Consider the following 12900-nt stretch of genomic DNA (forward strand, 5'->3'; position numbering starts at 1 on the left):
TGATTACATCGAAATGTTTTATAACAGTAAGCGTCGGCATGGTTCCAGCGATCAGATGTCACCGACAGAATATGAAAACCAGTATTATCAACGGCTAGGAAGTGTCTAGATTATCCGTGGCGATTCAGGCAATATTGTTAAGCCAGTAAAACGAGAAGCCATAATGAGTGTGATGTTTGATCCCGAAACCGCAATCTATCCCTTCCCGCCGAAGCCAGCTCCGCTAAGCCGGGATGAGAAGCAGTTCTATCGTGAAAAAATCAAGCGCCTCCTTAAAGAGCGTGATGCGGTGATGGTGGCGCATTACTACACCGACCCGGAAATTCAGCAGCTGGCGGAAGAGACGGGTGGCTGTATCTCAGACTCCCTGGAGATGGCGCGTTTCGGTGCTAAGCATTCAGCCTCCACGCTGCTGGTCGCGGGGGTTCGTTTTATGGGTGAAACGGCAAAAATCCTCAGCCCGGAAAAAACGATTCTGATGCCTACGCTGAATGCCGAATGTTCTCTTGACCTCGGTTGCCCGATTGATGAGTTCACTGCCTTCTGTGATGCCCACCCTGACCGTACCGTGGTGGTCTATGCCAATACGTCTGCGGCGGTGAAAGCCCGGGCAGACTGGGTAGTAACGTCCAGTATCGCCGTTGAGCTGATTGAACATCTGGACAGCCTGGGGGAGAAAATCATCTGGGCGCCCGATCGTCACCTGGGAAACTACGTACAAAAACAGACCGGTGCGGATGTACTGTGCTGGCAGGGCGCCTGTATCGTTCACGACGAGTTTAAGACCCAGGCACTGACCAGGATGAAACGCTTATACCCGCAGGCCGCAATTCTGGTGCATCCGGAGTCGCCGCAGTCGATTGTTGAGATGGCGGACGCCGTCGGCTCAACCAGCCAGTTGATAAACGCGGCAAAAACCCTGCCGCACAAGCAGCTCATCGTGGCGACCGATCGCGGTATCTTCTATAAAATGCAGCAGGCCGTACCAGAAAAAGAGCTGCTCGAAGCGCCAACCGCCGGAGAAGGGGCGACCTGTCGAAGCTGCGCGCACTGCCCGTGGATGGCGATGAATGGACTTAAGGCGATAGCGGAGGGGCTGGAGATCGGGGGCGCAGCGCATGAGATCCACGTAGACGCCGCCCTGCGCGAAGGCGCGTTAATTCCGCTTAACCGTATGCTGGATTTTGCGGCTACACTACGTACTTAACTTATTACGCCCCGGAGAAAAAATGGATTTTTTTAGCACACAGAACATCCTGGTTCATATCCCGATTGGTGCGGGCGGCTATGACCTGTCGTGGATTGAAGCGGTAGGTACGCTGGCCGGTTTACTCTGTATCTGGCTGGCCAGCCTTGAGAAGATCAGTAACTATGCGTTCGGGCTGATAAACGTCACGCTGTTTGCGATCATCTTCTTCCAGATCCAGCTCTACGCCAGCCTGCTTCTGCAGCTGTTCTTCTTCGCGGCCAATATCTATGGCTGGTACGCCTGGTCGCGGCAAAACAGTCAGCAGGAGGCGGAGCTGCAAATCCGCTGGCTGCCGTTGCCAAAAGCCATTGCCTGGCTCGCGGCCTGCGTGGTGGCAATCGGCTTTATGACCATCTTTATTGACCCGGTATTTGCCTTCCTGACGCGCGTGGCGGTCTCGGTCATGTCGGGTCTGGGATTAAACGTGACGATGCCTGAGCTTCAGCCTGATGCCTTCCCGTTCTGGGATTCCTGCATGATGGTGCTGTCGATTGCCGCAATGATCCTGATGACCCGTAAATACGTTGAAAACTGGCTGCTGTGGGTGGTCATCAACGTGATTAGCGTGGTGATTTTTGCCCGTCAGGGCGTTTATGCCATGTCGCTGGAGTATATGCTGCTGACCGTCATTGCCCTGAACGGTAGCCGCATGTGGATCAACAGCGCGCGTGAGCGTGGCTCTCGCGCGCTTTCCCACTAATGGTGATGCTCGTGTGAGTGGCCGGACTGCGCCTCGTTCAGGTGACAGTCTGGCCCGTTACAGGGCTGATACTCCATCTGGATGGTGGAGTGCGCAATTTCGTAGTGATGCTCAAGGAAGTGCCGAATACGTTCAAGCAACGCATCGTGATCGTGGGGCGGAATAACCTGAACGTGCAGCGTCATAAGCGGTTTCTCACCCACCAGCCAGACGTGAACGTGGTGAACGTTACGGACTTCAGGAATGGAACGACACAGATTGCGTTTTAGCTCGCCAATATCCAGCGACGTGGGAGCGCCTTCCAGCAGTTCATTCACGCTCTCTTTCAACAGCCGCCAGGCACTGCGTAATACAAGGCACGATACCAGCACGGAAAGAATCGGGTCGATGGGGGTCCAGCCCGTACCCATAATGATCAGCGCGGCGACGATGGCACCTACGGAACCCAGCAGATCGCCCAGCACGTGAAGCGCCGCGGCCCGTACGTTCAGATTTTTTTCGCTGCTGCCGCGGTGCAATATCCAGAATGCCAGAATATTGGCGACCAACCCGGCAATAGCAATCACCATCATCGTCGTTCCGGCTACCGGTTGTGGATGACGAAAGCGCTGAAACGCCTCCCAGACGATAAGAATGGTAATAACCACCAGTGCAATCGCATTCACGAACGCAGCAAGTGTGGTGAGTCTGAGCCAGCCAAAGGTGTGGCGGGCATTGGGAGGGCGACGGGCAAACTGCACGGCCAGCAGAGCAAACAGGAGCGCGGCAGCGTCGGTCAGCATATGCCCGGCATCGGCCAGCAGCGCCAGCGATCCGGAGATCAGTCCGCCTGTCACCTCAATAATCATAAAGGTGGCAGTGACGCCAAAAGCCAGCAGAAGCCGTTTGGCATTTTCATCGCCAGTGGAGTGGGAATGGGAGTGGGAGTGCGCCATGGTATCGTTCCTGATTTATTATTATTTTTAGTGTAGCGTTTTTAAGAGCTTAAATAAAAAAGGAGAGCATTCGCTCTCCCTCTTTTACCTTACGGAAGATTACTGGGTAGTACCGTCCGTTTTGGTATTGGCATCGCTGCCCACTTTGTCATTCGGGTCCGGGCATTTCCCGTCTTTACACATTGAGTTTTTGTGAACTTTGTCAGTGCTCATACCGTCATGGTTCATCGTGCCGGTATTCGTACCGCCGGTGTTGGTATTGCCCGTGTTGATATTACTGTTATCAACATTATTTGGCGCGATATTCTGTTTTGCATCCGGCGCAACCTGGCCCGCTTCGGCAGCGGCATTCGCGTCGCCGTTGCTGCCGGAGGAGCCTGTATCGGCTGCCAGTACGCTACCGCTTGCCAGGGTAAGGGTTGCCGTCAGGAAAAGCGTAGTCAGTTTCGTCATTTTCATCATGGTGCTCCTGTTCTTATCGTTACGCTGGATAACATTCTCCAACAGTGCATCTTGTTCAGTGGCGAAAGATCCCAGATTCCTGAATTATGTCAGGATGGAATCGCGTATAAATATTTAAAAACAGTCGTTACAAGTAAAAAGCTTAGGCGAGATCTCATTTTTCGCTATTTTGTTGCGTATTTTAGGCGAATTCCAGGAATTATCTGCGCGAAGTGTAAAATCCCGTTTACACTTCGTGACCGACAAGTTAGATTGAAAGCATTGCTTTCATTACTAAAGATATGGCAGAGCCGGAAAGAAGATGAATTATCAGAACGACGATTTACGCATTAAAGAGATCAATGAGTTATTACCTCCCGTAGCGCTCCTTGAAAAATTCCCCGCCACCGAAAATGCCGCCAACACGGTGTCTCATGCCCGCAAGGCGATCCACAAGATCCTGAAAGGTAGCGACGATCGTCTTCTGGTGGTCATCGGACCGTGCTCCATTCACGATCCTGCTGCGGCCAAAGAGTACGCGTCACGTCTGCTCACCCTGCGCGAAGAGCTGAAGGGCGAACTGGAAATTGTGATGCGCGTTTATTTCGAAAAACCGCGTACCACCGTGGGCTGGAAAGGGTTGATCAACGATCCGCACATGGACAACAGTTTCCAGATCAACGACGGCCTGCGTATTGCGCGTAAGCTGCTGCTGGAGATTAACGACAGCGGGCTGCCTGCTGCCGGAGAATTCCTCGATATGATCACGCCGCAGTATCTGGCTGACCTGATGAGCTGGGGCGCTATTGGTGCGCGTACGACTGAATCGCAGGTTCACCGTGAGCTGGCGTCTGGCCTGTCATGCCCGGTGGGTTTCAAAAACGGCACTGATGGCACCATCAAAGTCGCTATTGATGCCATCAATGCGGCTGGCGCGCCGCACTGCTTCCTGTCGGTGACTAAGTGGGGCCACTCGGCTATCGTGAATACCAGCGGTAATGGCGATTGCCATATCATTCTGCGCGGCGGTAAAGAGCCTAACTACAGCGCAAAACACGTGGCGGAAGTGAAGGCGGGTCTGGAGAAAGCGGGACTGGCGCCGCAGATCATGATCGATTTCAGCCATGCGAACTCAAGCAAACAGTTCAAAAAGCAGATGGAAGTTGGTGCAGACGTTTGTCAGCAAATCGCCAACGGTGAACGCGCAGTGATTGGGGTGATGATTGAGAGCCATCTGGTGGAAGGCAATCAGAACCTGGAGGGCAGCGAGCCGCTGGTCTACGGTAAGAGCGTGACGGATGCCTGCATTGGCTGGGATGATACCGATGCGATCCTGCGTCAGCTGGCGGATGCGGTAAAAGCGCGTCGCGGTTAAGTTTATCGCGGGCAATAAAAAAGCGTGGATTGCTCCACGCTTTTTTTATGTCCGGCGAAAATTACTTCGCTTTACCCTGGTTCGCCACGGCCGCCGCTTTTGCAGCGATTTCGTCGGCGTTACCCAGGTAGTAATGTTTAACTGGCTTGAAGTTTTCGTCGAACTCGTACACCAGCGGCACGCCGGTAGGGATGTTCAGCTCGAGAATTTCATCTTCACCCATGTTGTCCAGGTATTTCACCAGCGCACGCAGGGAGTTACCGTGAGCAGCGATAATGACGCGCTCGCCGCTTTTCAGGCGTGGCAGAATGGTTTCGTTCCAGTAAGGCACAACACGGTCGATGGTCAGCGCCAGGCTTTCGGTCTGCGGCAGTTCAGCCTCAGTCAGCTTCGCGTAACGCGGATCGTGGCCCGGGTAGCGCTCGTCATCTTTGCTCAGCTCTGGAGGCGTGACCGCAAAACCACGACGCCACTGCTTAACCTGCTCGTCACCGTATTTTTCTGCGGTTTCTGCTTTGTTCAGACCTTGCAGCGCACCGTAGTGACGCTCGTTCAGTTTCCAGGATTTCTCAACCGGCAGCCAGGCCTGATCCAGCTCGTCCAGAATGTTCCACAGGGTATGGATGGCACGTTTCAGCACAGAGGTGTAAGCAAAGTCAAAGGTGAAGCCTTCTTCTTTCAGCAGTTTACCTGCCGCTTTTGCTTCGCTCACGCCTTTCTCGGACAGATCAACGTCATACCAACCGGTGAAGCGGTTTTCGTTGTTCCACTGGCTTTCGCCGTGGCGCACCAGGACAAGCTTAGTATTAGCCATTTCTTACTCCTCAAGCATTTTGAATGATAACAATTCTCATTATATTGCCGTGACTGTGCCAGCAGCAACGCTTAACCCTAACCATAGCGAAAATAGTTCGAGAGTGTAAGATGCATGTGAATCCAGGGTTATGATTTTGTCTGCGATCGCCGCTATTTTCAGCAAGCTGAGCGGAAAAAAGCCCTCGCGGTGAGGGCCAGGCTTTTTGCCGGATGGCGCTTCGCTTATCCGGCCTTCATTCGTAGGCCCGTGCACGCGTAGCGCCGCCGGACATTATGCGCGCGGAATGAAATGATACTCTGTGACGCTTACGTACTCTTCACCCGGACGCAGCACACAGTCAGGCTGCGGCCATTCAGGATGGTTAGGACTGTCCGGCAGGAACTCGCTCTCCAGCGCCAGACCTTGCCAGGCGGCGTAGTCGTTATGTTCACGTGCCGTGGTCCCCTCCAGGTAGTTACCGGAGTAGAACTGCAGGGCAGGGGCGGTGGTGTAGACCGTCATCTGTAACTTCTCATCCGCAGACCAGACCTGTGCGGCAGGTTGAGAAAGATCGCCTTTCGCCTGCAACAGGAAAGCGTGGTCGTAGCCTTTCACCTTGCGCTGATCGTCATCACTCAGGAAATCCTGGGCGATGGTTTTCGGCTGACGGAAATCAAGGCTATTACCGCTTACCGGTTTCAGCCCCTGATAAGGGATCCCCATCTCATCGACCGGCAGATACGCGTCCGCCAGGATCTGGAGTTTGTGGCTGCGGACATCGGTCTGATTGCCGTCAAGGTTGAAATAGGCGTGGTTAGTCAGGTTGACCGGGCACGGCTTGTCGACGATCGCGCGGTACTCAATGGCGATACGATTATCTTCGGTCAGGGTAAAGCGTGCGGTTGCGGTGAGATTGCCCGGGAAGCCCTGGTCTCCGTCGAGGGAGTCCAGAGAGAACCAGACCTCACCGTCATTTTGCTGCACAATCTTCCAGCGACGTTTATCAAACCCTTCCGGGCCGCCGTGCAGCTGATTTTCACCCTGGCTGGCAAGCAGGGAATAGGTTACGCCGTCCAGCGTAAACCGGCTTCTGGCGATGCGGTTGGCGTAGCGGCCTATGGATGCGCCCAGAAAAGCGGTCTGCTCGATATATTGCTCGGGCGATGCGCAGCCGAGCAGGGTTTCGCGCACGCTGCCGTCAGGCATTGGTACGCGGGCAGAAAGTAACGTTGCGCCCCAGTCCATCAGCGTAACCACCATCCCGGCGCTGTTGCGCAGGGTTAACAGGCGATACGGCAGACCATCCGGTGCGAGAGTAGGTGTTTCGTTTAGCACTGTCCGGCTCCTTGTGATGCTTTGCAGACATAGAAAGTTTCTTTGATGCCCGTTTTGGCTTCGTACTGTTTAGCCACCGCGTCCTGAATGGCAGGGACCAGCTCTTCCGGCACCAGGGCGACGACACAGCCGCCAAATCCCCCCCCGGTCATACGCACGCCGCCTTTGTCGCCAATCGTGGCTTTCACAATTTCAACCAGGGTGTCGATTTGTGGCACGGTGATTTCGAAATCGTCGCGCATGGAGGCATGCGATTCGGCCATCAGCTCGCCCATCCGTTTCAGGTCACCTTTCGCCAGCGCGGAGGCGGCTTCTACGGTACGGGCATTTTCCGTCAGCACGTGACGCACGCGCTTCGTGACAACCGGATCCAGTTCGTGGGCAACCTTGTTAAATTCGTCAAGTGAGACATCACGCAGGGCTGGCTGCTGGAAGAAGCGCGCGCCGGTTTCACACTGCTCGCGGCGGGTGTTGTACTCGCTCCCCACCAGTGTGCGTTTGAAGTTGCTGTTGATGATCACCACAGCCGCACCTTTTGGCAGTGGAACCGCTTTGGTCCCGAGGGAGCGGCAGTCAATCAGCAAAGCATGTTCTTTCTTGCCCAGCGCGGAAATCAGCTGATCCATAATGCCGCAGTTGCAGCCCACGAACTGGTTTTCCGCTTCCTGACCGTTGAGGGCGATTTGCGCCCCGTCCAGCGGCAGATGATAAAGCTGCTGGAACACGGTGCCGACCGCCACTTCCAGCGATGCGGAAGAGCTTAATCCCGCCCCTTGCGGCACGTTGCCGCTGATCACCAGATCGGCCCCGCCGAAATTCTTGTTACGCTTCAGAAGATGCTTCACCACGCCGCGAACATAGTTCGACCACTGCTGGCTGTCGTGGGTCACGATCGGCGCATCAAGGGAAAATTCGTCAATTTCGTTGCCGTAATCCGCGGCGATCACTCGCACGTTACGATCTGAACGTTTCGTGCAGGCGATCACCGTCTGGTAGTCGATGGCACACGGCAGGACAAAACCGTCGTTATAGTCGGTGTGCTCGCCGATCAGATTAACGCGGCCTGGCGCCTGGATAATATGGGTGGCAGGGTAGCCAAATTTTTCAGCAAACAGGGATTGTGTTTTATCTTTCAGACTCATTTTTAAACTCCTGATTCGCGGTAATGGACGTCGCTAACGGCACGCAGGCGTTCTGCCGCCTGTTCCGCCGTCAGGTCGCGCTGGGTTTCCGCCAGCATTTCATAGCCCACCATGAATTTACGTACCGTCGCAGAACGCAGCAGCGGCGGATAGAAGTGTGCATGTAACCGCCAGTGTTGATTCTCTTCGCCGTTAAACGGCGCACCGTGCCAGCCCATGGAGTAGGGGAAGGAACACTGGAACAGGTTGTCGTAGCGGCTGGTCAGTTTTTTCAGCGCCAGGGCAAGGTCGTCTCGCTGGGCGTCGCTGAGGTCCGTAATACGCTGAACATGGGCCTTTGGCAGCAGCAGCGTTTCAAACGGCCACGCCGCCCAGTAAGGGACTACCGCAAGCCAGTGCTCGGTTTCCACCACAGTGCGGCTGCCGTCCGCCAGTTCACGCTGGGTGTAATCCACCAGCATCGGCGAACCGTTCTGGGCGAAATAGGCTTTTTGCAGCCGGTCTTCACGTTCGGCTTCGTTCGGCAGGAAGCTGTTCGCCCAGATCTGGCCGTGCGGATGCGGGTTAGAGCAGCCCATCGCCGCGCCTTTATTTTCAAATACCTGCACCCACGGATAGGTCTGGCCCAGCTCCGCCGTTTGCGCCTGCCAGGTGCTGACCACCTCTTTCAGCGCCTCAACGCTCAGCTCCGGCAGCGTTTTGCTGTGATCGGGAGAGAAGCAGATCACGCGGCTGGTGCCGCGGGCGCTTTCACAGCGCATCAGCGGGTCGTGGTTTTCCGGCGCGTCCGGCGTGTCGGTCATCAGCGCCGCAAAATCGTTAGTGAAAACGAAGGTGCCTTTGTAGTTCGGGTTTGTATCGCCCGTCACGCGCGTGTTGCCCGGACAGAGGAAGCAGTCCGGATCGTGCTGCGGCAGCGACTGTTTGGCAGGCGTCTCTTGCGCCCCCTGCCAGGGGCGCTTGGCGCGATGCGGTGAAACTAAAATCCATTGCCCGCTGAGCGGGTTAAAACGACGATGCGGGTGATCGACGGGATTGAATTGTGTCATGACAAATCCTTAATCCGGATAACCCTGCGGATGGCGTGACTGCCAGTGCCAGGTATCCTGTGCCATTTCATCAAGCGTGCGGGTAACACGCCAGTTAAGCTCTTTATCCGCTTTGGTGGCATCGGCCCAGTAAGCCGGGAGGTCGCCATCACGACGCGGCGCAAAGTGATACTTCACTGGCTTGCCGCAGGCTTTACTGAAGGCATTCACCACATCCAGCACGCTGCTGCCGACGCCGGCGCCGAGGTTGTAAATATGCACGCCCGGTTTATCCGCCAGCTGCTGCATCGCCGCCACGTGGCCGTCGGCCAGATCCATCACGTGAATGTAATCGCGCACGCCGGTGCCGTCTTCGGTGGGATAATCGTTACCAAAAATCGCCAGGGAGTCGCGACGCCCTACGGCAACCTGCGCGATATACGGCATCAGGTTATTTGGAATGCCCTGCGGATCTTCACCCATGTCGCCTGACGGATGCGCGCCAACCGGGTTGAAGTAGCGCAGCAGCGCGATGCTCCACTCAGGCTGGGCTTTTTGCAGGTCGGTCAGGATCTGCTCGACCATCAGCTTGCTTTTGCCATACGGGCTTTGCGGCGTACCGGTCGGGAAGCTTTCAACGTAAGGAATTTTTGGCTGATCGCCGTAGACGGTCGCGGAAGAGCTGAAGATAAAGTTTTTAACGTTCGCCGCACGCATGGCGGAGATCAGACGCAGGGTACCGTTGACGTTGTTGTCGTAGTACTCAAGCGGTTTTGCTACCGATTCGCCCACCGCTTTCAGGCCCGCGAAGTGGATAACGGTTTCAATCGCGTGATCGTGAAGGATTTCAGTCATCAATGCTTCATTGCGGATATCGCCTTCCACGAAAGTCGGCTGTTTACCCGCAAGGCGTTCAATGACCGGCAGCACGCTGCGCTTACTGTTGCACAGGTTATCAAGAATGACGACATCGTGGCCGCTTTGCAGAAGTTGTACGCAGGTATGACTTCCTATGTAACCGCTACCACCTGTTACCAGAACTCGCATATTTCGCTCCATTAGGCTTATGGTATGAATTAACCATAGCATATCAGAGACGCGAAAAGTGTGACATGGGATAAAATAGTGGTATCGTTTACACTGGTTTTCACAGGCGCTTTTTCACAGACTGAGTGCATTGTAGATCAAAGAGATAGAGATGTATTGTTGCAGGTTGTCTGAAAAGCGGAGGGCAGCGCCCTCCACGCGTTAATCGATTTTGCTCAGCAGGTAGCGGTAATGCTCGCCGTCAGGCACAAATTCCAGCCGATGGGTGATGCAGGATGGGGCATCCTCAGCATGGTGGGAGACAAACAGCAGCTGGGTTTCACCTTCGCTAATCAGGACATCCACAAAGCGGCGGATCAGCTGACGGTTGAGGGGATCCAGCCCCTGCAACGGTTCATCAAGAATCAGCAGAGTAGGATGCTTAACCAGCGCGCGGACGATCAATGCCAGCCGCTGCTGCCCCCACGACAGGCTGTGGAATGGCGCATCGGCTACCCGGTTGTCCATACCCAGAATATCCAGCCACTGCTGCGCCAGCTTGTGCTGCTTGTCGGATACCGCCTGATAAATACCAATGGAATCGAAGAAGCCAGAGAGGATCACGTTTCGCACCGTAGTGCTCACCCGGTAGTCCAGATGCAGGCTGCTGCTGACATAACCGATATGCTTTTTGATATCCCAGATGGTTTCCCCGCTGCCGCGGCGGCGGCCGAAGAGGGTCAAATCGTTGCTGTAACCCTGCGGGTGATCGCCAGTGATCAGGCTTAGCAGCGTGGATTTACCCGCCCCGTTGGGGCCGACGATCTGCCAGTGCTCACCAGGATTAACCGTCCAGCTGAGATGATTAAGAATAGGGCGATCGTCGTAAGCAACCACCCCATCGCGCAGCACAATGCGCGGCTGGTCAGGTTCCAGCCCGTGGCGTGCCGAAGGGGCATCCGGCTCCGGCAGCGCAATACCGTCCAGTTTCTCGCTGTGGGCCAGCTGTGCAATTAGCGCCTGCCGGAGCAGTACGGCTTTCTCGCCGGTTTCGGTCAGGCTACAGTCCGCCAGCACGCCCGCGTAATGTACGAAATCCGGGATCTCATCAAAGCGGTTAAGGACCAGCACAAGGGTGTATCCCTGCTGGTTAAGCGACGCCAGCAACGCTGCCAGCTGCGCGCGGGACTGCACATCCAGTCCGTCAAACGGTTCATCCAGAATCAGGAGTTCCGGCTCGCTCATCAGCGCCTGACACAGCAGCGTTTTGCGCGTCTCGCCGGTAGAGAGATATTTAAAGCGGCGGTTAAGCAGGGCGGTAATGCCAAATTGCTCCGCCAGCTGCTGACAGCGGGCAGGATCTTTTATCTCATCCTGGATAATGTCCGCCGTCGTGCGGCCGGTATCTTCTTCGCCGGGGCTGAGCAAATCGGTATTGTTACGCTGCCACTCATCGCTGACCAGCTTTTGCAGCTGTTCAAAGGAAAGGCGCGTAAGCCGGGTAAAGGTGCACTGACGCTCACCCTTCAGCTGGGTTAATTCGCCTGCCAGAGCGCGGGCCAGCGCGGATTTTCCGCTGCCATTCGTGCCTACAAACGCCCAGCTTTCTCCGGCGCGAAGGGTTAACTCTGGCAGCGATAAGGTACGGGTATCGCTAAGACGAAACGTGCCTTGCGAAATATGCAATGATGACATGTGTTATCCCATTTTTTGCAGCAACAGATGTCAGGGATACTCAGTGTTGGTGAGGTTGTCAATGCGCTTAGCACAATGTGGCGATAATTACCCGGTCTGCATTGAAATATGCGGTCACCACAGCACCTTCATCTAATTCGGTCGCGTCGTTCACCGGAACGGTGGCGCAGAGCGACTGTCCATCCGGCAGGGTCATCAGCACTTCACACTGTTCTGCGCCGCGCTCGATGTGGCTGATACGCCCGCATAGCTGGTTGTCGGCCTCGGCGGCCTGCTCAGGGTTAAGCGTGATGCTGATCCAGGGCGCTTTGAGTAATACCAGCACCTCCTGACCTTCGTTCAGCCCGAGGCGTTGACCGCTTTGCGCGGTGATGGCGGCTTTCAGGCGCGTTGTGCCGTCCGCGAGCAGGATCTCAATATGCTCCTGCACCTGCGAATGATCGCGCCCCGTCACCGTACCAAACCATTGGTTGCGGGCGCTGGTCTGCAAAGAGAAACGGGAGATGGCGCCCAGCAGGCTGTCCAGCGGCAGGTTGTCGTCATCGCTCAGCACATCAAATGCTTTTTGCTGGATCTGCGCCAGTAAGTCATAGAGCTGGATCAGGCGTTGCCCGTAACGCGTCAACACGGCGCCGCCGCCGCCTTTTCCGCCGGTGGCGCGCTCTACCAGCGTTTGTTCGCTCAGGGTGTTCATGTCGTTAATCGCATCCCAGGCGCTTTTATAGCTGATGCCGGCGTTTTTGGCTCCCTGGCTAATCGAGCCAGTTTGTTCTATTTGTTTTAACAGGGCGATGCGTCGCGGATCGGCGAAAAGCTTCTGCTGAAGTCGTAGGGTGAGGAGAATTTCGGCCTGCATAACAATGTCCCGGCAAAAAGGTTATTGTGACCCAAATGTCCGGGTGCGGAAAGCGCACCGCACAAAAGGGGATGTTTTTCTTACTTTTCAGGGTAGAATAAGCCGTTCACAAGATCTGGAGAAAACCATGTTAGAGTTGTTGAAAAGTCTGGTATTCGCGGTAATCATGGTGCCAGTAGTGATGGCTATCATCCTCGGTGCCATCTACGGCCTGGGTGAAGTGTTCAACGTCTTTTCGAACATTGGTCATCGTCGTGACCAGCCTAAAAAGCAGCAATGATTTCCTCCAAAACGCCCGGCCAGCCCGGGCGTTTTGCTCTCA

Annotated in this window: 14 protein-coding genes; 5 read left to right on the forward strand and 9 right to left on the reverse strand. The window is 55.4% G+C overall.

Going from position 1 to position 12900, the window contains the following annotated elements; translation table 11 throughout:
- From C3451_RS10685 to pnuC, 3 genes are all read left to right on the forward strand, one after another.
- Window positions 1-109: IS3 family transposase (locus C3451_RS10685; protein ID WP_131023897.1), on the forward strand; the 109-nt coding region annotated here is incomplete at its 5' end.
- Window positions 110-163: 54 nt separating this feature from the next.
- On the forward strand, window positions 164-1207 hold the full coding sequence (gene nadA / locus C3451_RS10690; RefSeq protein WP_032676358.1) for a quinolinate synthase NadA: 1044 nt from the start codon (window positions 164-166) through the stop codon (window positions 1205-1207).
- 22 nt (window positions 1208-1229) lie between these two features.
- Window positions 1230-1949 (forward strand): nicotinamide riboside transporter PnuC, encoded by a 720-nt coding sequence (gene pnuC, locus C3451_RS10695; protein WP_045621771.1) that lies wholly within the window; start codon window positions 1230-1232, stop codon window positions 1947-1949.
- Here pnuC and zitB read toward each other — a convergent pair.
- The gene (gene zitB / locus C3451_RS10700) at window positions 1946-2884 is read right to left on the reverse strand and encodes a CDF family zinc transporter ZitB (protein WP_022647476.1); all 939 of its coding nucleotides are present in this window, start codon (window positions 2882-2884) and stop codon (window positions 1946-1948) included. The two genes, pnuC and zitB, sit on opposite strands and share 4 nt — an antisense overlap.
- Before the next feature lie 99 nt (window positions 2885-2983).
- Window positions 2984-3343, reverse strand: coding sequence for a protein YbgS (locus tag C3451_RS10705; protein ID WP_045621770.1), 360 nt, complete (start codon window positions 3341-3343; stop codon window positions 2984-2986).
- Window positions 3344-3647: 304 nt separating this feature from the next.
- On the opposite strand from C3451_RS10705, the gene aroG reads away from it, so the two are divergent.
- The gene (gene aroG / locus C3451_RS10710; protein WP_022647478.1) at window positions 3648-4700 is read left to right on the forward strand and encodes a 3-deoxy-7-phosphoheptulonate synthase AroG; all 1053 of its coding nucleotides are present in this window, start codon (window positions 3648-3650) and stop codon (window positions 4698-4700) included.
- Window positions 4701-4761: 61 nt separating this feature from the next.
- Here aroG and gpmA read toward each other — a convergent pair whose 3' ends face one another.
- The 7 genes from gpmA to modE all read right to left on the reverse strand — a co-directional run bounded on the left by gpmA (window position 4762) and on the right by modE (window position 12578).
- Window positions 4762-5514 (reverse strand): 2,3-diphosphoglycerate-dependent phosphoglycerate mutase, encoded by a 753-nt coding sequence (gpmA, locus tag C3451_RS10715; protein WP_003858562.1) that lies wholly within the window; start codon window positions 5512-5514, stop codon window positions 4762-4764.
- A gap of 273 nt (window positions 5515-5787) precedes the next feature.
- Window positions 5788-6831, reverse strand: coding sequence for a galactose-1-epimerase (galM, locus tag C3451_RS10720; RefSeq protein WP_063139408.1), 1044 nt, complete (start codon window positions 6829-6831; stop codon window positions 5788-5790).
- The gene (gene galK / locus C3451_RS10725; protein ID WP_045309135.1) at window positions 6825-7973 is read right to left on the reverse strand and encodes a galactokinase; all 1149 of its coding nucleotides are present in this window, start codon (window positions 7971-7973) and stop codon (window positions 6825-6827) included. Before galK ends, galM begins: the two co-directional genes overlap by 7 nt.
- 2 nt (window positions 7974-7975) lie before the next feature.
- Window positions 7976-9022 (reverse strand): galactose-1-phosphate uridylyltransferase, encoded by a 1047-nt coding sequence (galT, locus tag C3451_RS10730; RefSeq protein WP_045621768.1) that lies wholly within the window; start codon window positions 9020-9022, stop codon window positions 7976-7978.
- A 9-nt stretch (window positions 9023-9031) separates the two neighbouring features.
- Entirely contained in the window at window positions 9032-10048 is a 1017-nt protein-coding gene (gene galE, locus C3451_RS10735; protein WP_022647482.1) for a UDP-glucose 4-epimerase GalE, read from the reverse strand.
- 201 nt (window positions 10049-10249) lie between these two features.
- A complete protein-coding gene (gene modF / locus C3451_RS10740; protein ID WP_045621767.1) occupies window positions 10250-11722 on the reverse strand; it encodes a molybdate ABC transporter ATP-binding protein ModF in 1473 nt (490 codons plus the stop codon).
- Window positions 11723-11789: 67 nt separating this feature from the next.
- Window positions 11790-12578, reverse strand: coding sequence for a molybdenum-dependent transcriptional regulator (gene modE / locus C3451_RS10745; protein WP_045621766.1), 789 nt, complete (start codon window positions 12576-12578; stop codon window positions 11790-11792).
- A 127-nt stretch (window positions 12579-12705) separates the two neighbouring features.
- On the opposite strand from modE, the gene C3451_RS10750 reads away from it, so the two are divergent.
- The gene (locus C3451_RS10750; protein WP_003858549.1) at window positions 12706-12858 is read left to right on the forward strand and encodes an AcrZ family multidrug efflux pump-associated protein; all 153 of its coding nucleotides are present in this window, start codon (window positions 12706-12708) and stop codon (window positions 12856-12858) included.
- The last annotated feature ends 42 nt before the right edge of the window (window positions 12859-12900 follow it).

The organism is Enterobacter sp. 301B, from assembly GCF_003850715.1.
In the GTDB taxonomy this organism is placed as follows: Bacteria; Pseudomonadota; Gammaproteobacteria; order Enterobacterales; family Enterobacteriaceae; genus Enterobacter; species Enterobacter intestinihominis.

What these genes read in the sequence shown, in the direction of transcription:
- nadA (WP_032676358.1), top strand. Translation starts at nt 164, where the DNA reads ATGAGTGTGATGTTTGATCCCGAAACCGCAATCTATCCCTTCCCGCCG.
- pnuC (WP_045621771.1), top strand. Translation starts at nt 1,230, where the DNA reads ATGGATTTTTTTAGCACACAGAACATCCTGGTTCATATCCCGATTGGT.
- zitB (WP_022647476.1), bottom strand. Translation starts at nt 2,884, where the DNA reads ATGGCGCACTCCCACTCCCATTCCCACTCCACTGGCGATGAAAATGCC.
- C3451_RS10705 (WP_045621770.1), bottom strand. Translation starts at nt 3,343, where the DNA reads ATGAAAATGACGAAACTGACTACGCTTTTCCTGACGGCAACCCTTACC.
- aroG (WP_022647478.1), top strand. Translation starts at nt 3,648, where the DNA reads ATGAATTATCAGAACGACGATTTACGCATTAAAGAGATCAATGAGTTA.
- gpmA (WP_003858562.1), bottom strand. Translation starts at nt 5,514, where the DNA reads ATGGCTAATACTAAGCTTGTCCTGGTGCGCCACGGCGAAAGCCAGTGG.
- galK (WP_045309135.1), bottom strand. Translation starts at nt 7,973, where the DNA reads ATGAGTCTGAAAGATAAAACACAATCCCTGTTTGCTGAAAAATTTGGC.
- galT (WP_045621768.1), bottom strand. Translation starts at nt 9,022, where the DNA reads ATGACACAATTCAATCCCGTCGATCACCCGCATCGTCGTTTTAACCCG.
- galE (WP_022647482.1), bottom strand. Translation starts at nt 10,048, where the DNA reads ATGCGAGTTCTGGTAACAGGTGGTAGCGGTTACATAGGAAGTCATACC.
- modF (WP_045621767.1), bottom strand. Translation starts at nt 11,722, where the DNA reads ATGTCATCATTGCATATTTCGCAAGGCACGTTTCGTCTTAGCGATACC.
- modE (WP_045621766.1), bottom strand. Translation starts at nt 12,578, where the DNA reads ATGCAGGCCGAAATTCTCCTCACCCTACGACTTCAGCAGAAGCTTTTC.
- C3451_RS10750 (WP_003858549.1), top strand. Translation starts at nt 12,706, where the DNA reads ATGTTAGAGTTGTTGAAAAGTCTGGTATTCGCGGTAATCATGGTGCCA.